Source organism: Acinetobacter sp. IK31 (assembly GCF_035615195.1).
Taxonomy (GTDB): Bacteria; Pseudomonadota; Gammaproteobacteria; order Pseudomonadales; family Moraxellaceae; genus Acinetobacter; species Acinetobacter calcoaceticus_C.
This window is the reverse complement of sequence record NZ_JANBOB010000002.1, coordinates 99,690-123,948: the sequence shown is the minus strand read 5'-3', so window position 1 is coordinate 123,948 and position 24,259 is coordinate 99,690. Positions and strand designations below refer to the sequence as shown.

The window sequence follows — 24,259 nt, the reverse complement described above, 5'->3', positions numbered from 1 at the left end:
TATGAAAAATTTATCTTCTAAACTGACTCAAACCCAATGGTTTATTCTGCTATGGTTAGGTGGATTTTTAGCATTAGCTGTTATTGCTGGTTTGTTTAAAGTGATATTGATTTATGCAGCCCCTTATCTGAAGTAAAATTATTTTTATAAGCAAATGCCGTTTGTAGATTCTACAAGCGGCATTTATTATTGATTCAGTGCATCTTTCATTTTGTCATTTCTTGCAGCCCATACATGTATAAATCAGAACAACTTGCCCATAGCATTCGCCAACTCATTGAGAGTGGCACTTTAAATGCACACGAGAAGTTACCTTCTTTAAGAGATCAGGTGCAACGCTCTGGTTTTAGTTTAATGACGGTAATGAATGCTTACCAAGAGCTTGAATCACAGGGTTTGATCTATTCCAAAGAAAAATCGGGATACTTCGTTGCCGAGCTCATTACGCTTAAACCTTTAGAGCAATATTCTGTTGTTTCACTCAACTCAAAAATTGAAATTAATTCTTTAGTTTTTAAATATCTTAAATCAATTCAAAATGAATCTGTCATACCGTTTGGCTCTGCCTTTCCTGACAGTCAGCTTTTATATGCGCCTAAACTTATTCAAATTATGGGGCAGCTTGCCCGTCAGAAACAAAGTTACGACCAAACTACAAGCCTACCACCCGGCAATTTAGCTTTACGAAAACTCATTGCTCAACGCTACTGTATGCAGGGGATTCAGACCGACCCAGATGACATCGTCATTACATCTGGAGGATTGGATGCACTCAATCTTTCCTTACAAGCGGTTGCTCAACCGGGTGACTATATTTTATTACAACAAAACGTATTTTATGGCGCTTGGCAAGCAGCAGAACGTTTAGGGCTAAAAGTTATTACGATTCCTGAGCATCCTCAACATGGTTTTGACCTAGAGGCTTTTGAACAAGTTATTAATAATTACCCAATTAAAGTCTGTTGGTTGATGTTAAACAGCCATAACCCAATCGGGTTTACGGTGAGCGACGATATTAAATATAAAATTGCTAAGCTACTTCATGAGCACCAAATTTATTTAATTGAAGATGATGTCTATGAAGAGCTGTTTTATGGCGGACAAAAGCCTCTTTCAATGAAGTATTTTGATCAGCAAAATCTAGTCCTTCACTGCTCGTCATTTTCTAAAACTTTAGGTGCAGGTTTTCGGGTTGGTTGGGTCTATGCAGGTAAGTTTTCTAATCATATTCAGCATTTACAACTCATGAGTACCATTTCAGTAAATGCACTCATTCAAAATGCATTAGTTGAATTTTTGTCTCATCATCATTATGAAAAGCACTTACGTACTCTCAGACTTTCACTTGAACGCTATAAAAAGCAGTTTTATTACTATTTAAAGCAGCATCTGCCATCCTCTTGCGAAGTTTATTACCATCCAAGTGGTTATTTTCTTTGGGTTAAGCTACCGAATAGTTTAGATAGTATGCAAATTTATGAAGAGTTAATTCAACAAAACATTGGGGTGGCTCCAAGTCCACTGTTTAGTGTTTTACCCGCACAGCAGCATTATTTAAGAATCAACTGCTCTTTTGAATGGACACCCAAAATTCAAAGTGCATTAGAACAAATCATTAAGACAATTCAACAGCGGGTTGAAGCTGTTTCTTAAATAACGTACTTCGACCTAAGCCCAATTTTATAGTGACTGTTTTGTGGTAACTTTAGAGCTTAAATCTATATTTTTAAAGGAAACAGGTTCAAAGGATTAATATGGAAATTGATGAAGAACTCACCCTTAAAAAGATACAGATTTTTTTAGCATTTATGCGCTGTGGCAATTTGTCTAAAACTGCGACAGAAATGGAGCTTAGTAATGTCAGTGTTCACAAAGCACTGCACTCTTTAGAAAGCGCTTTACGCTGCCCGCTTTTTAAAAATGAAGGACGTAATCTCATTCCTTTAAAAAGTGCCTACGTTTTTGAAGAACGGGCGCAAAAAATCGTTCAAGACATTTTCATTACCGTTAATAAAACTAGAGAAGCCGCAGGTTTTGCAGCTAAGGTTTTACATTTAGGTTCACTTTATTCTTTAACTGTAAATACGATTCCAAATGTAATTAGCGGGCTTAAGCTCAGACGCAGTGAACTTGATATTCAACTGTTACTCAGCTCAAATCAGGACTTGGTTAAAAAGCTTAAAGCAACGGAACTTGATGCGATTATTGTGGCTTTAAATGAAACCACTCAAGATGATGACTTTGAAATTTTACCTATGTTTTCAGATGATATTTTTCTGGCGGTAAACAAAGATTCTAAATATGCAGAGTTTAAAGAAATTGATTTAAGCCTATTAAAAGAAGAGACCTTCCTCACTTTAACCAAAGGCTTTGCGACTCATAACGATAGCGATATTATTTTTAAAAAAGCAGGCTTCTCGCCTAAAGTTGCTTTGCAAGTGAACGATATTTTTACCTTAATTAGTATGGTCAGTTCAGGCGTTGGCTTTGCCCTTTTACCAGGTCGTATTTCGGCGGTTTATGAAAGCTCAGTTAAGCTTATTCCCCTAAAACAGCAATACCATATGCAACAAGAAATTGGTTTGGTTTTTTTAAAAAGTAAGGAACGAGATCCTAATTTACTCGCACTGATTGCAGAGTGTCGTATGTTTGCTTCGAATTTTCATAAAATGAATAAGTAGCAACTCATTAAATTTAATAAGTTGCTACCATTTTAGACTCACTTCATTATCCAAAAATTGCATTAACCGTTATAAAAAATAAGGATGGTCCAAGTAAGCAACCAAGTCCTGTATAGAAGGTTGCAACTAAAGCACCATAAGGAACAAGTCTTACATCTGTTCCAGCTAAACCGGCTGCCGTACCGCTTGTTGTTCCCGCTAAACCGCCAAATACCATCGCTGAACGCGGACTTTTTAAATACATGAATTTCGCAAGCAGTGGTGTGCCGACCATAAAGAATACAGACTTGATTAAACCAATCGCAATAGAAAGTGCGATTACATCTGAGCTAGCACCAATTGCTGTTCCTGTAATTGGACCAACAATATAAGTCATTGCACCTGCACCAATCGTCGTCATTGATATTGGATCTCTATACCCCATCATCCATGCCACCATTACACCGATAGCAAAAGGCACCACACAACCAAGCATTAATGCGATTAGACCAATTTTTCCTGCTTTCTTCACTTCTTTCACATCGACTTCAAAGGCTGTTGAAGCAATAGCCAGATCCCGAATCATGGCTCCGCCTAGCAATGCAAATCCAGAAAATATAGCGATATCAGAAACACCTTTGGTTCCTTGCGTATAGACCCCTGCAAAGTAAGCTACAACTAAACCTAAAGTAATCGCGATTGCAGAGCTTTGTAGTTTTCCCTTCGTCAAATATTTTGAGAGTAAATGGGAAACAAACATCATTAAACCCGTTACGGCAAGGGCAGTCACTAATGCATTTTTTGATAACACAGCAATTATAGCGTCCATCATTTAAATCCTTTTTTGATTGAACTTTTTTGTAGTTTATGTTTGCTTAGGCTATTTTTTCCTTAGCTTCTATCGTCCATTCATAGGTTTCATAGTCGCCACTAATTCTATTTAAATAACGGATGACTAAAACCGTGCCAATTAACGATGCAATAGAAACGATCAGTCCTAACATTCCTCCAGATAGTGCAGCAACAACATTTTGTCCTGCCGACATTGCCACCACGATCGGAATATACATTCCTGACCAATATAAAACGCCAAATTGAGTGACTTGTGGCAAATAGCCTTTTCGTGTCAATAATTCTTTAGATAAAATTAAAAGAATCATTGAAATAGCAACGCCTCCTACATTGGCTTTTACGCCTAATAGCATGCCTAAAGTATTGCCAAAATAATCACCTAATAAATGACAGATCGCTAATATTGCTGTTCCATATATAATCATTGTAAATCCCTCATATCCTTGGGTTATTACTAAACTTTTAATCCATATTGCTATAAAGAACCACTATTTTGCATTACAATCTGAATGCTGTCTAAACGTGTTCCTTGAAATGACAACACAGTTCCTTCTTTAAATATCCGACGTGCGAGTGCAGTGAGTACCGTCCCCGGCAAAGCTTCTATCTGTAGTCTTACACCACGCTCCCATGCAGCTTGGAGGGTGCTTTCCCAATCTACTGTTCGACTCATGTTAAAAGCCAAGTCATCACCAATTTGTTCTGATTTACTCAGTGTACGAGCCGTTGTACCACTTAAATAACGAATTTTAGGCTGCTTTAAAGTGACTCCCTCCATAGACGCTGCAAGTTGCTCGGCTTGTCGATCTAGTAGTTCACAATGCGATGGCACGGATACATCCAGTCTCTTTGCTATCACGCCTTGCTGTTTTGCCAAAATAGCAACTTGTTGCATGGCATCATGACTTCCTGAAATAACAATCTGGTTATGTGCATTAATATTTGCGACAAAAACCTGTGGCGTTATTTCATAAATTTGTTTCACCCATGTTTCGACAGCTGCAAGGTCTGCACCAATTAACGCGGTCATACCATAACCTGCTGGATATGCGTTTTGCATGAGTTCACCTCGATAAGCAACTAAACGAATAGCATCTTCATAGGTTAAAACTCCTGCTACAACCGCAGCCGACCATGCGCCAATCGATAGGCCCGCTACATAATCTGGTTTTAAGTTTTCAGCAGTTAATATGGCTGAACTCACCACGCCTGAAATGAGTAAACAAAGCTGTACGGCTCGCGTCGATTGCAATGCAACCGAACTGTCTAGCATCAAAACATCTTCTTTGAGTACATCTGACGCACGCTCAAAATATTCATTTACCAGAGCAGTTTGTGGCAGGTCGTGCAACATATTGCTCCTTTGCACGCCTTGTCCCGGATATACCCAAATCGAAGCCATGATATCTATTCCCTAATTCCATGGGTTTTCTACTAAAACAGCACCTTCAGCACGTTTTAATAGAACTTTTCCGCTATTCCTAGCCCACTCTTTTAAAGCCAAACCACCCTGTGGAAGTTGTAGCTGTATATCTACATTTAGCCCCGCTTGCTGAAAAGTTTCGAGTAGCTCAATCGCCTGCTTTTTGGCAAAAGGCTGCTCAGCTCGAATCAACAAATCTATGTCACTTTGCTGAGTGACTGTTTGAATACCAGTTGCCAGCTCAAACCCAAAACTTCCTGTATAACCCCAACACTCTGAAAATTTTTTCATAATGCTAGAAATGGTCTGCAAACGTTCTGCCAAATGCTCAAACTGCTGTGTATTCACGTGAGTCAATGCTTCTGGTTTAAGTTGTCTGGTAATAGCAGATCGTGGCATTTGCGCTGCATATCGTTGATGACGTAATTGTCCTCTTATACCCACAGCAACCTGATCTGCCGAGGTAATTGCCCGCCGAACCACAACAGGATCACCTCGCTGTAATACCTCTTTCACCCATAGCGGTGCATCTTCAGCCAAGCAATCGACCGACATGCCCCACAACAAATCATGGGCTTCGAGAACAAGTTTCATGACCATTGCTCGCGCAATAATTCACGAACTTTTTTAGACATCTGACGGTTTTGACCGTGGAGTCTTTGTTCCAGTCCTGTAGATTGCTCAGCATTAATTTCTTTAAATGCTTGAGCAATTGCTTGCTTCGCTAATGAAAGATCATCGTTTGTTGGCTGTTCAGGGTTTTCAACAGATAATAGTTCAGATAACAATCCAAGCGTTGCATAACTTTCGATGTCATAAGCCATTGGAGGAATGCTTGCAGCTAATTGTTCTAACTCATCAACCGACCGTTGGGTAACACGTGCAGCAGATTCTTTACCCATTGCATGAACCATAACACCTGAATCTTTTAACGCAATAATACGATTGGCTTGGTAACCATGAGCCAGAAAAGCGCCAGACATTGACTTACCCACCAATAAACTAACAATAGGATGACCTGCCAATCTGGCTCTGGCATAGCTGTCTACCGCACCAGCTAACGCTTGATGAATACCTAATAATTCTTCACGGCGACCATAAGCCTGACTTGGGACATCAACCAGACATAAAATGCCACGTTTAGTTTCAGCATGTGCATCGGCTTGAATCACCTCATCAACTGCTTTCGCCAAGCTCCAGCCTTCTAGTAATCCAACTTCACCTTGTCTCGCTCGCGGGAATAGATTATTGCTGTCTTGAACAACGGCAATTACACGTACTGCTTGCTGATCAATCTGTCCATCTGCCACCCAAACAGAAGCTGGAAAACCTTCAACTGTCTTAAAGCCCTGCGTAATTGCTTTAAACCAATGTGCACCTCGCGTGGAGGCTTTTAATGTATCAACGGCGATATTCATGCTTGCTCTCCTTGATACAAAGCCTGAACCTGTGCAGGAGTGATTTGCTCGGCAGTATCGACTTGTTGTAGCTGTGCTAAATAAAATGAGTAATTTGAACTACGATGCTGATCAGGTACGCCTTGTTCTAAATAATCGATGACTTGTTGACGAATTTTCTGGCGATCATCATCAACATAACTATCTGCCAGACCACTAGCAAAACGTTGGTTTCCGCCAGTTACGCTCCAAATAAACGGACGATCTTTAGCGTTATATTCTTGTACGCCAGCTTCTTGTTCAATCACTTGCGGGCCATTTAGTCCTAAACGTCCTTCTTGTGTCATTACAGTGTAGCTACATAACGCAGCCGCAATCGACATTCCACCAAAACACCCTACACTACCGGCCACCACAGCAATAACAGGTTGATATTGACGTAGGTTCACAATTGCAGCCTGAATTTCAGCAATAGCAGCCAAGCCTAGATTTGCTTCTTGCAAGCGAACCCCACCTGTTTCTAACAGTAAAATCGCAGCTGTTGGAATGCCTTTAAGATTGTCTTCAACCGCAAGCTCTAAGGCACCGGCAATTTTGGCACCCCCAACTTCGCCTAAGCTTCCACCCTGAAATAAACCCTCAATTGAAATTAAAACCACTGGTCGCTCTTGAATAGTTCCTTTTGCAATCACCACGCCATCATCTGCTTGCGGCACAATATTTTGCTTAACCAACCAAGGCGACATGACACGTGCAAATGGATCAAGTAACTCTCTAAATGTCCCTTCATCCAACAATGCCTTGGCACGTTCTCTTGCACTGAGTTCAATAAAATCTTGTTTATTTAACAAGCTCTGGATATCAATCATGAGCGACCTCCTCCAAAGCTTGTTCCAGACGTAAGCGAACGACACCGGGAGTTGCGCCAAAGTCATGAATATCAATATTGACGGCTGGTGGTATTTGCGCGGTAAAAATCCGTTCAAAAAGGTTTTTCCAACGTGCCCCACTACCATCTACCGAAGTCACCACCTGAATAGTGGTTTTTCCTGTGTCGCCGGGTTCCATCAAAATTTCTAGATCACCCGAGCCAACACACCCTACCAGTGCTTTTTTTATCGGTGGCTCTGTCGCCACAAATTCAAAATAAAGTGTTTCCATAATCAAAATCCCTCTTTATTTTTTGAAGATGACTGCTCAACACGATCTATGAACAAGGTGACTGCCAACAAATCGGCTGCTCCGCCCGCGGAAGCTTTCATCCTAAGTAGATCAATCTCTAAAAAATGCAAAGCACGTCGACCTTCCAAGCTTGAGCTGCCACCTAAATCGAGTACTTGCTGAGCACCTTGTTGCATACGCTTTAAACCATTTGTTCCAGAACGATAAAGCACGCAGGTATCGGTCAAGTCAGTCATCATTGCAAGCAAAGCATCTAGACGAGCGAACTCTTCTTTCATGGGTTTACGGCGGCTTTGATGAAGCTGTTTTAAACCAAAATTCACAATGGTTGGGAAGCCTTGTTGTGCCTGCTCTTTAGCGCCGTGAATACCTAACTTTTTTTGTACCTGCTGACCATGACTCAAAGCTAGCTTGGGAATAAAACGGTCATCTAACTGAGCAATCTGGCCTGCTAACTGACATAGCTCAACGGCTGATAAATATTGTTGATTCGTGCATGCAAGTGCTGCTGCCGTGACCATTAAACCCAAGGCCCAAATTGCACCTCGGTGTGTATTGACCCCAGCTGTTGCCAACATCATGACCTTTTCACCTTGGCGTCCAATTTCTCCAATGTCTTCACGCAAGGCCTGACATATTTTTCCGTGACGCATTGCTGCTTGGGCCATCGCTTCAAACATCGGGCCTAAACTTTTTGCAGAGCGTTCCATTAATTCCAAAGTCAGATCATCATGTGCGCCACTACCACGACGGTCAACCAAGGCGGGCTTTGGTGTCAGATTAACTTCATCAATTAAAGCCTCGACCGCCATGTCTGCCAAAAACTGACTATGGCTGAGTGTTTGATATTTAACTTGAGCCATCATTACCAACTCCTGAATTTTGCAGGTGGTTGATATAAACCATCTGACCATGTCACCAAGTCGGCAATATTTTTTGCAGCTAAAAGCTCACGTGTTGCATCGGTACGGCGAATGCCTAAATCTTCTGGGAACACCACTAAACCTTCACGTCTTAAACGTGCTGTGGTTTTAGGGTCTTGGCTTAAACCAATACTGGTCACTCCTGCCACCGCAGCAATCATGGCTTGACGCTCTTCTTGGCTACTTGCTTTATATAAATAAGCAATGCCTTCTTCGGTCAGTAGATGGGTGACATCATCGCCATAAATCATAATCGGTGCTAAAGGCAGACCTGCTGTTTTAGCAACATCAATCGCATCAAGACGATCCACAAAAGTCGGCTTACCACCTTCTTGAAAGGTTTCCACCATTTGCACAACTAATTTTTTACCACGAGCCAAATAGGTTTCTGTTTCATTGGCACCTTGCAAACGCATATCTAACCATGCAGGTGTAGCATGACGACGACCACGCGGATCATGCCCCATGTTCGGTGCGCCACCAAAACCAGCTAAACGGCCTTTGGTTACAGTTGAAGAATGCCCCATACCATCAACTTGTAAAGTGGCACCAATAAATAAATCAACCGCGTACTGACCTGCAAGCTGACACATCATACGGTTGGAACGTAGCGCCCCATCACGACCTGTAAAGAAAACATCTGGACGAGCGGCAACATATTTTTCCATACCGAGCTCTGTACCAAAGCAATGCACACTTTCCACCCAACCTGTCTCAATAGCTGGAATTAAGGTTGGATGCGGATTAAGAGTCCAGTTTCGGCAGATTTTTCCTTTTAAACCTAAAGACTCACCATAGGTCGGTAAAATCAACTCAATAGCCGCAGTGTTAAAACCAATCCCATGGTTTAACGACTGCACATTATGCTTTTCATAAATTCCGCGAATTGCCATCATGGCCATAAGCACATGAACAGGTTTGATATGTTTCGGGTCGCGAGTAAATAACGGTTCAATATAAAAAGGCTGGTCTGCCACAACCACATAATCAACCCAAGAAGCAGGAATATCGACACGTGGCAAATCCGTTACGTCGTCGACCAGTTCATTGACTTGCACAATCACAATGCCGTCACTAAATGCTGCTGGTTCAATGAGTGCAGGAGAATCTTCGGTACTTGGGCCTGTGTAGATATTACCTTGGCGGTCTGCCATAAAACCGGCCGAAAGCACCACATTTGGAATAAGGTCGACCACTAAACGTGAATACAACTCGATATAGGTATGGATAGCACCAATTTCTAATAATCCATCTTCAATCAACTGGCTAATACGCAAACTTTGCGGACCAGCAAATGAAAAATCGAGCTTACGTGCAATGCCTTTTTCAAACAGATCCAGATGTTCTGAACGTCCAACGCTCGGCATGATCATATGTAAATCATGTAAAACATCCGGATTGGTTTGAGCCAAAGAGCGAGATAAGAAATCTGCTTGTTTTTGATTATTCCCTTCGAGTACAACTTTGTCCCCTGGTGTAATCAGGGTTTCTAAGACTTGAATAATGTCTTGAGTTGGAATGACAATACCATCGGTATATTGGCTTGCCATCTCCAGTTTTAGCTGTTTAGCGTGACGCCGCTTTGTCCATAACCGTTCTTTATTCTGAACTGATCCTTCCATGTGCTTACCTATAGATCCCAGTTTTGTTCTGGACCTATAAAACCGCTTTATGGAACTTTGATCAATCAACCTACCTGAGCCGTTATTAACCTGAAGTTAATGGTTGAAATAAAGAACAGCTATTGCTGAAAGAGTTTTCGGACTTTTAACTTAAGACTTATGTCTAACGTGGCTTGCTCAGTAACCATTCTAGGTTTTGACGAACCGCGGGCCACTCATGTTTCAAAATGCTATAAACATGGGTGTCCCGCAAAATATCATCTTTCACAATTTGATGGCTTCTAAGTACCCCATCCAACTTTGCACCTAAACGTGCAATTGCAGCTTGGCTTTGGACATTTAAAGAAGAAGTACGTAACTCAACCGCAATGCAGTTTAAAGACTCAAATGCATGAGATAGCAATAATTTTTTACATTCAGTATTTACTGGTGTGCGATGTGCAGATTTACGATACCAAGTCGAACCAATCTCTACACGTCGATGAGCCTGTTCAATATGCATAAGACTGGTCATTCCCAAAGCACGACCTGTTTTACGGTCTTCGATATAAAAAGGCAGCATGCTTCCTTCTGTTTGCAAGGAAAGTCGTCTTTCAACCTCATCCGCCATTTCTTGTGGTGAAGGAATACGGGTATACCAAAGATTCCACAACTCCCCATCACGGACTGCCTCAATCAATGAGTCAACATGCGTTAAATCTAGTGGTTTTAAAATGACATGTTCGCCCATTAACTCAACAGGTTTAATCCACGGCATGTTTATCTCCAAAATAAGCGCTAAATATAAATATTCTTTATCTTTTCGTCTCGGCAACACCAAACATTGCATCAGCCATTTCTTGATGCCCTGTCTCTGCCAGACCATGAGCCGCACCTAAAACATCTTTATAATCTTTGTTTTGGCTTAGCTTTGATTTACCTTGCAGTTGTTTTATTTCAATTTCAAGACCAACAATCGCTTTTAACATGGGTTCAAGATAATCTTTTGGCGCATCTGACATTTTCCAAGGTTCGGGTTGAGATGCTTCATGTGTACGGGTTAAACGAGCCACCACGCCACGAACATAACGTTCATCATCTCGAATCGTCACTTTGCCATAAGCATGCACTACTCTGTAGTTCCACGTTGGTACTTGTTTGTGATGTTCGTGTTTGGATGGATACCAGTTTGGAGAAATATAAGCATTTTCAGCTTGAAATACGACAAGGATTTCATCTCCATTTTGAAGGTCCTGCCAAACTGGATTATTCCGAGAAACATGAGCATGTAATACACCTAACTCCCCTTCGTTAGGCTGTAACTCAAACGGAAGATGATTTGCATCCAGACCATTACAGCCATGGCTAAAAAGAATACCAAAAGGGTTTTTCAAGATAAGATCATGTAATACATCTCGTTGAGGTTCTACAAACTCAGCAGGAACATACATCGTAAAAATCCTTAATAAATGATGAGGTTTTGATAATTTCTGTTGTAAATTCTCTGGTTTATGTGGATTATTAAAAAGTACCACTTTATATTTTTTTAAGTAGACCAGAATTATGGCAAGAATAGCCAAAGCTGTTGACCTTCCATTAATTGCAAAGATTGATAAAACCCAAGGGCAAATCAGTGCTCAGCTTACTCAAGGCCTGCGTGAAGCTGTACAAAATGGTGATTTACAGCCAGGTGACCCTTTGCCTTCTTCTCGTGAACTGGCTCAGACACTAAATGTTGCGCGTGGTACAGTCATTGAAGCCTATGATCAGCTTTTAGCAGAAGGCGTTTTTGAATCTCGCACGCGCGCGGGTACTTATGTTTCACATGCATTAACAAAATCGACTCAAAATAAATCCTTAGCTCAAAGCGCTATGTCACTTACTGCATCAGCTCTTTCCTACGCCAACGTCGTTAAAGAGTTCAAACCTCTACCACATCGGCCGTTTGCTGTGTCCGTTCCTGTAGGACGCACTCAGCCTAATGATGTGTGGAGAAAATTTGGCAATCGTTTTCGCGCACGTGGTGCTGGTTCTCCTGCAGGTTATGATGAACCTCAAGGTATATTTTCATTGAGAGTTGCCATAGCAGATTATGTTCGTCGGTCACGTTCTGTCCACTGTGAACCTGAACAAATCGTGATTACAACAGGCATTCAACAAGCACTTTATATTTGTAGCCAGATTTTATTTGAAACTCACGATCAGGTCTGGGTAGAAGATCCGGCATATCGTGGCACAACTGCCATTCTTGAACATACTGTACAAAATATTGAAATGGTTCGTGTTCCTGTGGATGAAGAAGGGATTGACGTAAAAGCTGGTATCAAAATTGCAAAACAAGCACGCGCTGCCTTTGTAACCCCTTCCCATCAATATCCACTTGGCATGCCAATGAGTCTGGCAAGACGTACTGCTTTATTAGATTGGGCCAAACAGCAAAATGCATGGGTCATTGAAGACGACTATGACAGCGAGCTTCGCTATAACGGCCAACCTTTTCCATCATTACAAGGTATGGCACCCGATCAAGTCATCTATCTGGGCACATTTAGTAAAGTATTATTTCCGTCTCTAAGGCTCGGCTATGCAGTTCTTCCAAAACAACTTGTAGCTCCGTTTTGTGGACTGAAAGTTTTAATAGACCGCCATTCACCAACCGCAGATCAGCACGTTTTAGCAGCATTTATTCAAGAAGGATATTTAGAGCGTCATATTCGACGTATCCGCAATGTTTATGCGGAAAACCGTCTACAACTTATTGAAATGATAGAAAAGCATATGCCGAAACAACTTGCATGGTTACAACCGGGTGATCAAGGCATGCATATGGTGTTGTGGCTTGCTGAACATATTAAGGATGTTGAGGTCGCCACCTCAGCATTAAATGCCGGCATTGCGATTAAAGCAGTTTCACCCACATTTTCAAAAGAACGGCAGCGTTCGGGTCTGGTCATTGGTCTCGGAGATTTTGACCTTGTGCTTATGGAGCAAGCTATAAAAAAACTGGCTGACATTATTCAACAGTACAGTTAGCTGTCCTGCCGTTAAGCATCAACCTTTCAATTTGAACCTTAGAGTAATAACCATAAATGAATTGCGAATGGACCAACTAACACCATCAAAATGCCAGCAATCACCATGGTTAAACTAGCGATCACACCTTCTTCACTATTGCGCTGCTGAGCTCTAACTGTACCAAAACCGTGGGCTGCGTTCCCAAAGGCAGCTCCATTTGCCACATTGGAACGGATTTTAGTAATCGCTAAAATCGCATCGCCACAAATCATTCCGACCAAACCGGTAATAACGGTAAATAATGAAACCAATGCGGCTGAACCATGAATATCTTCGGCTAAAATCATGGCAAAAGGCGTTGAAATCGAACGAGCCATTAAACTGTTGGTCACTTCAGGACTAAAATGAAACCACTGTGCCATTTCATAGGCAGACATTACGCCAACACTCATTCCCACTACAATTGCAATGGATAATACCCCTAAGTTTTTACGGATTGTCTCGCGATAACGATAAATCGGAACAGCAAATGCAACTGTTGCAGGTCCTAATAAATTAACAATCCACTGGGTATCTTCTGCATAAGTTTGGTAAGAAATTCCAAAAATCGTCATCAAAACAATGGTAATGACAGGCACACTAATCGCTGGAGAAAGCCATAATTTAGGATGTTTTTGATAGATTCGTTTTGCCACAACATAGGCTGCCAACGTCCAGATAAGACAAAGAATTGACCAGATATTCATGTCGTCGTGCTCTTAGATATGCTTATGTTGAAGACGTTTTCGAGCCTGTAAATAAGCCTTCAAACGGTTGTAATAGTGAATGGTTAAACATGTACTCAACATGACTGAAATAGTCCCTATTGCAATGCTCAATACAATTTGCCAGCCTTCCGTCATAAACAAGGTTTTGTATTGCACAACTGCAACCACAACAGGAATAAAAAATAGAAGTAATTCGCCCAATACTACAGTGGCGTCAGTTGCGACCTGTTCTATTTTGATAATTTTCAGAAATAGACACAGAAGCAAGAAAAACATTCCCAAAATACCTGCGGAAATGGGAACGCCCAACTTATGGTGAAAAATAAAACCAACCCACCAAAAAACAGCCAAAATCAAAATTTGCTTAATTAACTCTAAAAGTGAGGATTGTGTGGGTGTTCCAGAAACAGATTCAGTACTCATTTTGCGAAAGTAAATGGTTAGTTACATGATTATGCTATCTCGATTGAACCTACTAAATATGAATCATTCATGTTAAAATTATTCCAAAATCGAATAATCTATTCTTTATTATGCTTTCTCTAAAATCGTTACAATGCTTTGTTACCCTAGTAAAAACGAAAAGTTTTACCCGTACCGCTGAAGAGTTATGCCTAACCCAGCCCACTATTACTAAAATTTTACAGCAGCTTGAAGAACAACTTCAGGTTGCATTACTGATCAAGCCCGATCATGGCAGAAAAAGGCAAATTGAGTTAACTGCAATTGGAGAACGTATTTATCAACATGCGATTGAACTTCTTCAGGCAGAACAGAACATATTTCTTGAAATTGAAAACTATCAACAACTCAAAACAGGTACTTTAAAACTTGGCGTTCCGCCTTTAGGTTCTCAACTCTTAACGACAGCCCTATTTGATTTCCATCAGCAATGGCCTGACATAGAACTTTCTTTTTTAGAGGTGGGGTCAAGAGCTATTGAACAGGCGCTGTTAGATAATGAGCTTGATGTGGGTGTATTGTTGCAGCCCTTTGATGAACAAATTTTCAATAGCATTGAGTTATGTAATTACCCATTAATGGTACTTTTACGGCGCGATGCAATTTGGGCTTCACGTAAAAAATTAAATCTAGAAGAATTACAACACCAATCGTTTTTAATGTTTCCAGAAAACTTCTCTCTAAATAGTATTATTCTCGATGCCTGTAAACAGCACAGTTTCTATCCGACCATTGCCTGCCGAACGAGTCAATGGAATTTATTGGCAGATATGGTTTTGCAACGTATGGGAATTGCTCTCTTGCCCCAATACTATACCGATATGCTCGACCCCACTCTATTTGCCGCAGTTCCCCTCGAAAAACCAAACATTCAATGGCATTTAGCTATGGCATGGAAGAAGAATCTTCCTATCTCACCAGCAGTACAAGCTTGGCTCAGCATTGTTCATAAACATTTTCAGCACATTAAACCGTGACCTCAAACACTGAAATAGTATGATTCAAAACCGATAAAGCTTTGCCACAAAAAACTTACCCAATCTCTGATAAGCTCACTTAGACTAATTCACTCTGTTTTATGACATGGACAATAACAATGAATAATGAACTTTTTAAGCTGTACACAGATTCACAATTTCTAAGTCCCTATGCTTTTACAGTTTTTGTAGGACTACATGAAAAAGAAATTCCATTTGAAATAGCAACCATCAACTTGGCACAACAAGGCCAATTTGAAAAATCCTATATAGAAAAATCATTAACAGCCAAAGTGCCTGTGCTTGAACATAATGATTTTGCTTTATCAGAATCATCTGCCATTTTGGAATATCTTGAAGAGTTATATCCAGCCACACCAATTTATCCAACAGATATTCAGGCACGTGCAAGAGCTCGACAAATTCAAGCATGGCTCAGATCAGATTTGGTTGCTTTAAGAACTGAACGTCCAACTGATGTTATTTTTATTCAGCCTACCTCAGCAGCACTTTCAGAAGAAGGTCAAAAGGCAGCCGAGAAACTTTTCTTTGTTGCAGAAAAACTTCTAGCACCTCATGCCGAATTTCTTTTTGGTTCATGGAGTATTGCGGATGCTGAACTTGCGCTGATGTTGCAACGTCTTATTCAAAATGGTGATGCTGTACCAGAACGACTAAAAAATTATGCATTACAACAGTGGCAACGCCCGAGCGTTCAAAAATGGCTTGCTTTGCGACATAACTAACCCCCTATATTTCAACCAAACATGAGATAAAAAATGAGTGATTCAAATTATATTCCTCCACAAGTTTGGCAATGGACTGGAGAAAAAACCGATTTAAACCAGCCAACTTCAGGCCCTCGCTACGAACATACTCTGCCCGTCGGAAAACATCCGCTTCAACTCTATTCTTTGGCAACACCTAATGGTCAAAAAGTCACTATTTTACTTGAAGAGCTTTTAGCATTAGGACATCAAGATGCTGAATACGATGCTTGGCTCATTAAGATTGGTGAAGGCCAACAGTTTGGCAGTGGTTTTGTAGAAATTAATCCAAACTCTAAAATTCCAGCATTGGTTGACCATAGCCAAAACCCTCCAATAAGAGTGTTTGAGTCAGGTTCAATTTTGCTTTACTTAGCTGAAAAATTTAAAGCTTTCATTCCGACTGATATTGCTGCACGGACTGAATGTCTTAATTGGTTATTTTGGCAAATGGGTAGCGCGCCATATTTAGGGGGTGGTTTTGGACATTTTTATGCCTATGCGCCCGTTAAAATTGAATATGCGGTTAACCGCTTTGCTCTGGAAACAAAACGCTTACTTGATGTGTTAGATCAGCATCTAGCAAAGCATGAATATTTGGCAGGTTCTGAATATACCATCGCCGACATTGCTGCTTTCCCTTGGTATGGTGGACTTGTTAAAAACTGGGTCTATAACGGCGCGGAGTTTTTGGGTGTTGATGAATATAAACACGTAAAACGTTGGGCAGATGCAATTCTGGCTCGCCCTGCTGTTCAGCGTGGACGGATGGTTAATCGTACTTTTGGCGATTTAGAAACACAGTTACATGAACGTCATGATGCCAGTGATTTCGAGACCAAAACGCAAGATAAAGTTTAATCGTTATTTTTAAAATAAAACCCACTTTTGCTCAAATAGTGGGTTTTATTAATCTTCAATACTAAAAATTATTTAATCTATTGATGTAAAGAAAGTCCTTTAATTGCCTTATCAACAGCTTTTTTAGGTCCTCTTAATGCTACCCCGACCAAATTTAATTGATTTGCATCGTCGGCCAAAAAAGCCGCTCGATTATCCTCATCATTTCCTGTAGAAAACATGGCATGTACATATGGAATAATCGTTAGATCTTGCTCAATTCCTTTACGATGCGCTTTTTGTAGTCCGGATAAATCACCTTCAAATACCAACATTGGCTGCCCGAGCATATTGCCATATTCATAACCATTTGCATCAATATAAGGTTTACCCAACATTTCAGGTACAGCCGAGGCAATCCCTGTTGCCAAAAAAGCCACCACATTTAATCTTTGCCAAGTCGCAAGATCATTACGGACAATCAACGCAATTTTTGTGTCAAACATACAGCTCTATCCAGAATCAGTTATCTCAAGTCCCTCATCATGCCTAATCCAGATTTTTCTCGTCTTGTACGTTTGTGCAAGCGCAATCACAAACGTACAAGACCCTAAATTTACGAGTCAGTATGCTGAGTTGTTTTTGATTCAGTAGATGCGTTATGGAAATCTTTCTTTATACCTTGAGTGTGATGTATAGCCCCGGCCCAGTAAATTTCATGGGTTTGAATGCGGGACTTACAGGACAGTTCAAAAAAACGATTTATTTTTTTATGGGTGTCGGCTGTGCAATGCTGATGTTATTCATGATTTTTGGATACGCTGGTGCGGCTATCATTCCACAAAAAGCCCTGCACTATATTGCCTTGCTCGGCGCATGTTATACATTTTACCTTGCGTTTCAGATGTTAAAGGCAGATATCGATATTAAGGATGAAACCACTGAAATTCAGACGCTTTCTTTCTGGAATGGCTTTTGGATACAAACTTTAAATCCAAAGGGTATCTTAGTAATTTTGCCAGTAACCACGATCATGTACCCAACAGCACACATCACTGGTATTCAAATCTTCTTAGTATCATTGCTCATTTCGATTGGTGCAGCAGGTGCGCCCTGTCTTTACTCTTGGGCAGGTGCAATGTTAGGCAAAAAAATTAAAAACAAAATTTGGTTTAATCGCTTGAATAAAGCCATGGGAATCATGCTAATCATTTCTGGCATATTTATGCTTTATGATTTTTTTAAAGGTATAAACCTCATTTAAGACCCAGACTAAGTCGGCCTAAAGCAGGCTGACTTTTAAAGAATTTATCTAAGAAGATAACTTATTAATCATTCGCCATCTGGCTGGGGTCAACCCAAAAGTTTTTAGAAAATGACGTGTCATGTGGCTTTGATCAAAAAATCCGGCAATTAATGAAGCTTGAGTTAATGATTCGCCATATCTCAGACAAGACTTTACTACTTCCAGCCTACGCATGGTCATATATCGATGTGGACTTGTACCAAATAGCAGTCGAAAGTCGCGTGAAAGACTCCAACGGTCTCGTCCAACATTTTTTTCAATATCATCTAAAGAAATATTCTCAAATAAAGAAGCATGTATAAATTCTCTAGCGCGCTCCGCTGCAACATAATCATACGAGTGAGAAGTTCTCTGTTTTTTATCAGAAATTTCATAAAGTGCAGTTGCTAAATCATATAAAGCATCTTGGTTTTCCAAAACATCGATATGTTGGTCTATTCCTTGCAATAAAACATCTGTTGCCTTAAATAAGCGAGGGTCCTGACTCAAGCCATTTTCAAAAAATGGTAAAGGTTTGCCCTTCATAATTTCTTGTAGTGTGGCAGGTTCTACGTACACCATCCGATATCTAAAACCATCTTGTGAACCTGCTTCTCCATCATGTTTCTCATCAGGATGTAAAACCATGGTCATTCCCGGCAAACTATGTTTCATCTCTCCCCGATAATGAAAACTTTGAACACCGGTTAATGTTCGACCAATTGCAAATGTATCATGGCGATGCGATTCGTAAGCATGATCTGTAAAAAATGCTTCGATTCGTTCCAGACTATTAGAATCAGTGTTCCTGACAATCCAATCATTTGTATTGGGCAGTTCAATCACATATTCACCAAAATTTTATACTTTTAAGCAAAATTGAGTATACAAGTTATATTGCCAAATTGGCTCATCTGCAACACATTCGGTTAAGTCACAAGACATATAGGTCAATAATATTTTTCTTATTTTTAATATCAGCTCCTATTTTATCGACATGATATTAACTAACCGCTCCATTATTATCTTTTACCCTTATCTCATTTTCATAATACTTAATAAGATTAATTAATAATATCCAATAAAAATAAATATGACTTATTGATTAAAAAATTATATATAAATAGATAATCCTTATTTTTGCTTATATTTAAAACGGCGTAAATTGAACAATAACAATCTGAATCAAAGATAAGGATATTTTCAATGAATGCTAAATTAAATACAGAAGCCCCTCAAAGCTTTATCTCAGATGGTTCAAATACATCCTTTTCAACTAAAGATATTCTTTCTAAAGCACAGCAATATGCACAAGCGCATGAACTTAATTTTAGCGGAAGTTTATCACCCAACGACGCATGGCAGCTCGTTCAAAATGGTCAAGCTGTTTTAGTTGATGTACGCACCAATGAAGAACGCAAATTTGTAGGATATATTCCTGAAAGTATTCATGTTGCATGGGCAACAGGCACCTCTTTCAATCGTAATCCACGCTTTTTAAAAGAACTCGAATCGAAAGTTGGAAAAGATAAAACCATTCTTTTGTTATGTCGTAGTGGCAACCGTTCAGCACTAGCAGCCGAAGCCGCATTTAATGCCGGTTTTGAGCACATTTATAACGTTCTTGAAGGCTTTGAAGGTGACCTAGATGATCAGCAGCAGCGTAATCAAAAAAATGGCTGGCGTATTCATCAACTCCCTTGGCAACAAGACTAAAACCTCAATAAATTTTCAGTGAATCAAGGAAAGCTTGTGACTCAATGGAACATTAATGCTGTTGTACAGGGTTTACAACAAGCAAGGCATGACTGGCGTCAGCAACAGCACAGAATCAAAGAATTCGGTGGCCGTGAACTTCCATCTAAAGAAGCTTTGAAAGCCATTTTAGATGATCTCTGCGGCATTTTATTTCCAATGCGTTTAGGTCCTGCTGACTTACGCCAAGAAACTGAAGACTCTTATATTGCCTATACCTTAAATCGGGTACTGACTGCATTACATGCTCAAGTACAACTGGCTTTAAATTATGAGGCAAAGCGTCATTTGGGTCATTTAAGTGCAACCCAACAGCCACAAGAGCTTGCTCAAAATATTGTTCAAGATTTTGCCAATACTTTGCCTTCCATACGACGACTTTTAGATGGCGATGTACGTGCAGCCTACGAAGGTGATCCGGCGGCACATAGCGTAGACGAGGTATTACTCTGCTATCCGGGCATATTTGCGATTATTCATCACCGAATTGCACATCAGCTCTATGCCCAAGTGCCACTATTGTCTCGCATTATTTCTGAGTTAGCACACTCTGCAACGGGAATTGATATCCACCCGGGTGCGCAAATTGGAAAGGGCTTTTTTATCGATCATGGTACTGGTGTAGTAATTGGGGAAACTAGTGTGATTGGGGAGCGTGTCCGTATTTATCAAGCTGTAACACTTGGGGCAAAACGCTTTGAAACCAATGATGATGGTGCTTTGAAAAAAGATTATACACGCCATCCAATTGTTGAAGATGACGTTGTGATCTATGCAGGTGCCACTATTTTAGGCCGTATTACGATTGGTCGAGGGTCCATTATTGGGGGAAATGTCTGGCTGACACATAGCATTGCTGCAGGTAGCCAGATTTTACAGTCACCAAATGAGTCTTATCAAAAAAATCATATTGCCGGTTAAAAACTATAGATGTGAAATAAATAGATAAGGAGAAAAATAAATAGTAAGAGCTAACTAAAATTAATTTAATGCTTATTTCTCATTTAAATATATTTTTATTTTAAATATAGATTTTTAATTAATAAGCTATCTATTCAAAGTTTATAAAACCTTTTTTATTTTTAAAACCAGAACTAATTCTAGTTTATAGCAACACTAGAGTTTTTAATTTTTTGATTTCACCAAGCCACTGTAATAAGGAAAAATGATTCATGGCGAAAAATACAGACAAAGTCCAACTTGCTCTTGGGGACCATGCAGCTCGCCAACTGGCCAATGCAACCAAGACAGCTCCTCAACTTTCTACAATTACTCCCAGATGGCTAACTCACTTACTTCAATGGCTTCCTGTTGAAGCAGGTATTTATCGTCTAAACCGTGTGAATAATACTGATGACATTCAGGTGGCTTGCACACAACGTGATGAAGCGACTTTACCTCAAACTTTTGTTGATTATGATCCTGAACCACGCGAATACTTTTTAAATGGTGTATCGACTGTTCTGGATGTACATACACGTGTTGCTGACCTTTACAGCAGCCCGCACGATCAGATTAAAGAACAGCTACGTTTAACCATCGAAACCATTAAAGAACGTCAAGAAAGTGAACTCATCAATAACCCTGAATATGGTTTACTGGCGAGTGTGACCGATGACCAACGTATCTCGACTTTAAATGGCCCACCGACCCCAGATGATTTAGATGATTTATTACGTAAAGTCTGGAAAGAACCAGGATTTTTCCTAGCACATCCAGATGCAATTGCAGCATTTGGTCGAGAGTGTACGCGTCGTGGCGTACCGCCTCCAACAGTGAGTTTATTCGGTTCGCAATTTATTACATGGCGCGGGATTCCCCTCATTCCATCTAATAAAATTCCGGTAGAAGATGGCAAAACTAAAATCTTACTGCTTCGTGTCGGTGAAAAACGTCAAGGTATTGTCGGCTTATTCCAACCGGGGCTTGCAGGTGAACAATCGCCGGGTCTTTCAGTACGTTTTATGGGCATTAACCGTAACGCGATTGCATCTTATCTGATCTCGTTATATTGCTCGCTTGCAGTATTGACTGATGATGCTTTAGCAGTATTAGATGATGTGGAGGTGGACAAATATCATGACTACCCAGTTAACTACAAGTAATCTGCAAGGTAGTCCAACAGGGTCGGAATTGGCTGGTGCTCACCCACCATCCAACTTCCCCGATGAATCTACCATTGCCCGTCTTGCCAATGAGTTTTTTTCAGCATTGCCAAGTTCAGGCAGTTCGGCTTCTTCATCGGGACTCAATCTGGACTTACCTGTAGGTACACCACCACATCCCCCACAACCGGGTGAACCATTTTCGGCACTCAGTGGTCGCGCACCTAACATCGCCTTTCAGAAAAGTCTTAATCCAGAATATCCTGAGCATATTCCAAATTTGCCAGACTATCCTGAACGTCGGATTGTCGCTTCTGCACCTGTGGTTGGTGGTGCAAATTTACCTCGTCCTCCATTTGAGCCACATTTGCCACAAGCTGTTCATAGTGAGCCGAATGTGCCACGTATTGAACCAAACTTACCGACGGGTGCTGGTGAATCACCTTATTATTTTTTAAATGATTTTTCTGTTCCAAATGCAGCAGAACCTTCTGTTACTGGTGTTGAAGATAACTATTCAATTGCGCAGTCTTTTCAGTTGCCGCATGGCAACCAGCTAAAGTCTTTACTCATTGAAGATCGTTTTGCAGCTGACACACCAGCAAAAACCCCACCAAGCTCTGGATTTTACTTTTTAGACTTACCACAAAGCGGGCAAAGTTATAGTCACTATCAACCATCTCAACCTACCTTTGTAGCAAGTAGTGCTCAGCCCTTAGATGTGCATGCCATTCGTCGTGATTTCCCAATTTTGCAGGAACGCGTCAATGGTCGCCCACTGGTCTGGTTTGACAATGCTGCAACTACACAAAAACCGCAGCGTGTGATTGATCGAATTGCTTATTTTTATCAGCATGAAAACTCGAACATTCACCGTGCTGCACATGAGTTGGCTGCTCGTGCAACCGACGCCTATGAACATGCACGAAATGTAGTTGCCCGTTTTATTGGTGCACCCTCTTCCAAAGAAATTATCTTTGTTCGAGGAACCACTGAAGGCATTAACCTGATTGCAAAAACATGGGGTGAACAAAATATTGGTGAAGGTGATGAAATTATTGTTTCTCACTTAGAACACCATGCCAATATTGTGCCTTGGTATCAACTCACTAAAAAAACTGGAGCAAAATTACGAGTCATTCCTGTTGATGACACGGGTCAAATTATTTTAGAAGAGCTGCCAAAACTGATTAATGAACGCACTAAACTGCTGTCTATTACTCAAGTGTCTAATGCTTTGGGAACAGTTACCCCTGTTGCTGAAGTCATTAAAATTGCCCATGCCAAAGGTGTACGGGTTTTAGTGGACGGCGCTCAATCTGTTTCGCATATACCCACTGATGTTCAGGCCCTTGATGCAGACTTTTTTGTGTTCTCTGGGCATAAAGTGTTTGGTCCAACAGGTATTGGTGCAGTCTATGCGAAACCAGAACTGTTAGAAACCATGCCAGTTTGGGAAGGTGGCGGCAACATGATTCAGGACGTCACCTTTGAACAGGTAGTTTACCAACCTGCACCAAACAAGTTTGAAGCTGGAACTGGAAACATTGCTGATGCAGTCGGTTTAGGGGCAGCACTTGAATATGTAGAAAGTTTAGGTATTCATAACATTGCGCGCTATGAACATGATTTGCTTGAATATGGTCAAAATGCACTCAGCAGTGTGTCTGGTTTACGTCTCATAGGAACTGCGCATCACAAAGCCAGTGTCATGTCGTTTACCTTACAAGGTTATTCAACTGAACAGGTTGGTAAGGCTTTAAACCAACATGGTATTGCTGTACGTTCAGGTCATCACTGTGCACAGCCAATTTTACGTCGTTTTGGTGTAGAACAAACCGTGCGCCCGTCTTTAGCTTTTTATAATACAACTGAAGAAATTGATTTATTAGTTTCTGTTTTACACCAGTTAACACGTAATAAGCGTACTGTTTAAATCTATTTTTGAAAAAAGACTGCTTTCCGGTGGTCTTTTTTATGGGTAGGTTTACTGAAATTTCTTGAGCTAAACGTCGTCTAGAACAAGAATAAGCCAAAGTAGTTATCACGGCGGAGTCTTATTATTTTAAATTTGATTTCTGGATTAGCCTTCGGCTCGACTTACTTTGGTTCCGCCCTGAGAAGCGTCCAAAGCTTCGTAAGAGCAAAAGTATTTTAATCTGCAAAACCTGTCCTGCTCTTATATCTGATTGATATATCACATAAACATAAACTTTTTAATACCACGCAGGTTGCAGATGATTCTAGC

The 24,259-nt window shown here is 40.5% G+C and carries 27 protein-coding genes; 12 read left to right on the top strand and 15 right to left on the bottom strand.

What is annotated here, in order from left to right; all coding sequences use genetic code 11:
• Position 1 precedes the first annotated feature (1 nt).
• From MSG66_RS01440 to MSG66_RS01430, 3 genes are all read left to right on the top strand, one after another.
• Positions 2-136, top strand: a complete 135-nt coding sequence (locus MSG66_RS01440; RefSeq protein WP_075431368.1) for a hypothetical protein — start codon at positions 2-4, stop codon at positions 134-136.
• A 98-nt stretch (positions 137-234) separates the two neighbouring features.
• Positions 235-1,653, top strand: a complete 1,419-nt coding sequence (locus MSG66_RS01435) for a PLP-dependent aminotransferase family protein (RefSeq protein WP_324651725.1) — start codon at positions 235-237, stop codon at positions 1,651-1,653.
• Between the two features lie 101 nt (positions 1,654-1,754).
• Entirely contained in the window at positions 1,755-2,681 is a 927-nt protein-coding gene (locus tag MSG66_RS01430; protein ID WP_324651723.1) for a LysR family transcriptional regulator, read from the top strand.
• A gap of 46 nt (positions 2,682-2,727) precedes the next feature.
• On the opposite strand, the gene madM is transcribed toward MSG66_RS01430, so the two are convergent.
• The 11 genes from madM to MSG66_RS01375 all read right to left on the bottom strand — a co-directional run bounded on the left by madM (position 2,728) and on the right by MSG66_RS01375 (position 11,489).
• Entirely contained in the window at positions 2,728-3,489 is a 762-nt protein-coding gene (gene madM, locus MSG66_RS01425) for a malonate transporter subunit MadM (RefSeq protein ID WP_042896639.1), read from the bottom strand.
• A 46-nt stretch (positions 3,490-3,535) separates the two neighbouring features.
• On the bottom strand, positions 3,536-3,937 hold the full coding sequence (gene madL, locus MSG66_RS01420) for a malonate transporter subunit MadL (RefSeq protein ID WP_262471671.1): 402 nt from the start codon (positions 3,935-3,937) through the stop codon (positions 3,536-3,538).
• 50 nt (positions 3,938-3,987) lie between these two features.
• Complete coding sequence (mdcH, locus tag MSG66_RS01415) at positions 3,988-4,914, bottom strand: malonate decarboxylase subunit epsilon (RefSeq protein WP_324651720.1); 927 nt, start codon at positions 4,912-4,914, stop codon at positions 3,988-3,990.
• A gap of 12 nt (positions 4,915-4,926) precedes the next feature.
• Entirely contained in the window at positions 4,927-5,535 is a 609-nt protein-coding gene (locus MSG66_RS01410; RefSeq protein WP_324651718.1) for a malonate decarboxylase holo-ACP synthase, read from the bottom strand.
• Positions 5,526-6,353: a biotin-independent malonate decarboxylase subunit gamma gene (gene mdcE / locus MSG66_RS01405; protein ID WP_324651716.1), complete on the bottom strand. Its 828-nt coding sequence runs from the start codon at positions 6,351-6,353 to the stop codon at positions 5,526-5,528. The genes MSG66_RS01410 and mdcE overlap by 10 nt, the downstream gene beginning before the upstream one ends.
• Positions 6,350-7,201 (bottom strand): biotin-independent malonate decarboxylase subunit beta, encoded by an 852-nt coding sequence (locus MSG66_RS01400; RefSeq protein ID WP_324651714.1) that lies wholly within the window; start codon positions 7,199-7,201, stop codon positions 6,350-6,352. The genes mdcE and MSG66_RS01400 overlap by 4 nt, the downstream gene beginning before the upstream one ends.
• Positions 7,194-7,493: a malonate decarboxylase subunit delta gene (locus MSG66_RS01395; protein WP_324651712.1), complete on the bottom strand. Its 300-nt coding sequence runs from the start codon at positions 7,491-7,493 to the stop codon at positions 7,194-7,196. Before MSG66_RS01395 ends, MSG66_RS01400 begins: the two co-directional genes overlap by 8 nt.
• Positions 7,494-7,495: 2 nt before the next feature.
• Entirely contained in the window at positions 7,496-8,380 is an 885-nt protein-coding gene (locus tag MSG66_RS01390; protein WP_324651710.1) for a triphosphoribosyl-dephospho-CoA synthase, read from the bottom strand.
• On the bottom strand, positions 8,380-10,059 hold the full coding sequence (gene mdcA, locus MSG66_RS01385) for a malonate decarboxylase subunit alpha (RefSeq protein ID WP_324651708.1): 1,680 nt from the start codon (positions 10,057-10,059) through the stop codon (positions 8,380-8,382). Before mdcA ends, MSG66_RS01390 begins: the two co-directional genes overlap by 1 nt.
• Positions 10,060-10,222: 163 nt before the next feature.
• Positions 10,223-10,816 carry a GNAT family N-acetyltransferase gene (locus MSG66_RS01380; protein WP_324651706.1) on the bottom strand — a complete coding sequence of 198 codons (594 nt, stop codon included), beginning with the start codon at positions 10,814-10,816 and terminating at the stop codon, positions 10,223-10,225.
• Between the two features lie 37 nt (positions 10,817-10,853).
• Positions 10,854-11,489 (bottom strand): FMN-binding negative transcriptional regulator, encoded by a 636-nt coding sequence (locus MSG66_RS01375; RefSeq protein ID WP_324651704.1) that lies wholly within the window; start codon positions 11,487-11,489, stop codon positions 10,854-10,856.
• A gap of 112 nt (positions 11,490-11,601) precedes the next feature.
• Between MSG66_RS01375 and MSG66_RS01370 the strand changes: the two genes are divergently transcribed.
• Complete coding sequence (locus tag MSG66_RS01370; protein ID WP_324651702.1) at positions 11,602-13,071, top strand: PLP-dependent aminotransferase family protein; 1,470 nt, start codon at positions 11,602-11,604, stop codon at positions 13,069-13,071.
• Between the two features lie 38 nt (positions 13,072-13,109).
• On the opposite strand, the gene MSG66_RS01365 is transcribed toward MSG66_RS01370, so the two are convergent.
• Both MSG66_RS01365 and MSG66_RS01360 read right to left on the bottom strand, forming a co-directional pair.
• A complete protein-coding gene (locus MSG66_RS01365) occupies positions 13,110-13,799 on the bottom strand; it encodes an LrgB family protein (RefSeq protein ID WP_324651700.1) in 690 nt (229 codons plus the stop codon).
• Positions 13,800-13,811: 12 nt separating this feature from the next.
• Positions 13,812-14,243: a CidA/LrgA family protein gene (locus MSG66_RS01360; RefSeq protein WP_324651698.1), complete on the bottom strand. Its 432-nt coding sequence runs from the start codon at positions 14,241-14,243 to the stop codon at positions 13,812-13,814.
• A gap of 110 nt (positions 14,244-14,353) precedes the next feature.
• On the opposite strand from MSG66_RS01360, the gene MSG66_RS01355 reads away from it, so the two are divergent.
• From MSG66_RS01355 to yghU, 3 genes are all read left to right on the top strand, one after another.
• The gene (locus tag MSG66_RS01355) at positions 14,354-15,259 is read left to right on the top strand and encodes a LysR family transcriptional regulator (RefSeq protein WP_324651696.1); all 906 of its coding nucleotides are present in this window, start codon (positions 14,354-14,356) and stop codon (positions 15,257-15,259) included.
• 119 nt (positions 15,260-15,378) lie between these two features.
• Positions 15,379-16,005 (top strand): glutathione transferase, encoded by a 627-nt coding sequence (gene yfcF, locus MSG66_RS01350; protein WP_262471660.1) that lies wholly within the window; start codon positions 15,379-15,381, stop codon positions 16,003-16,005.
• Positions 16,006-16,038: 33 nt separating this feature from the next.
• Positions 16,039-16,887: a glutathione-dependent disulfide-bond oxidoreductase gene (gene yghU, locus MSG66_RS01345; RefSeq protein WP_324651694.1), complete on the top strand. Its 849-nt coding sequence runs from the start codon at positions 16,039-16,041 to the stop codon at positions 16,885-16,887.
• Between the two features lie 77 nt (positions 16,888-16,964).
• Here yghU and MSG66_RS01340 read toward each other — a convergent pair whose 3' ends face one another.
• A complete protein-coding gene (locus tag MSG66_RS01340) occupies positions 16,965-17,372 on the bottom strand; it encodes a DUF2000 domain-containing protein (protein WP_191000259.1) in 408 nt (135 codons plus the stop codon).
• 155 nt (positions 17,373-17,527) lie between these two features.
• On the opposite strand from MSG66_RS01340, the gene MSG66_RS01335 reads away from it, so the two are divergent.
• Positions 17,528-18,130, top strand: a complete 603-nt coding sequence (locus MSG66_RS01335) for a LysE family translocator (protein WP_324651690.1) — start codon at positions 17,528-17,530, stop codon at positions 18,128-18,130.
• A gap of 48 nt (positions 18,131-18,178) precedes the next feature.
• Here the strand turns inward: MSG66_RS01335 and MSG66_RS01330 are convergent, their stop codons facing one another.
• Positions 18,179-18,997 (bottom strand): AraC family transcriptional regulator, encoded by an 819-nt coding sequence (locus MSG66_RS01330; protein WP_324651688.1) that lies wholly within the window; start codon positions 18,995-18,997, stop codon positions 18,179-18,181.
• A gap of 360 nt (positions 18,998-19,357) precedes the next feature.
• On the opposite strand from MSG66_RS01330, the gene MSG66_RS01325 reads away from it, so the two are divergent.
• From MSG66_RS01325 to MSG66_RS01310, 4 genes are all read left to right on the top strand, one after another.
• On the top strand, positions 19,358-19,867 hold the full coding sequence (locus MSG66_RS01325; protein WP_133974083.1) for a rhodanese-like domain-containing protein: 510 nt from the start codon (positions 19,358-19,360) through the stop codon (positions 19,865-19,867).
• Between the two features lie 18 nt (positions 19,868-19,885).
• A complete protein-coding gene (epsC, locus tag MSG66_RS01320) occupies positions 19,886-20,827 on the top strand; it encodes a serine O-acetyltransferase EpsC (RefSeq protein ID WP_324651685.1) in 942 nt (313 codons plus the stop codon).
• A gap of 251 nt (positions 20,828-21,078) precedes the next feature.
• Positions 21,079-22,011, top strand: coding sequence for a family 2A encapsulin nanocompartment shell protein (locus MSG66_RS01315; protein WP_042896665.1), 933 nt, complete (start codon positions 21,079-21,081; stop codon positions 22,009-22,011).
• Entirely contained in the window at positions 21,986-23,947 is a 1,962-nt protein-coding gene (locus tag MSG66_RS01310; protein ID WP_324651683.1) for a family 2A encapsulin nanocompartment cargo protein cysteine desulfurase, read from the top strand. The genes MSG66_RS01315 and MSG66_RS01310 overlap by 26 nt, the downstream gene beginning before the upstream one ends.
• Positions 23,948-24,259 lie beyond the last annotated feature (312 nt).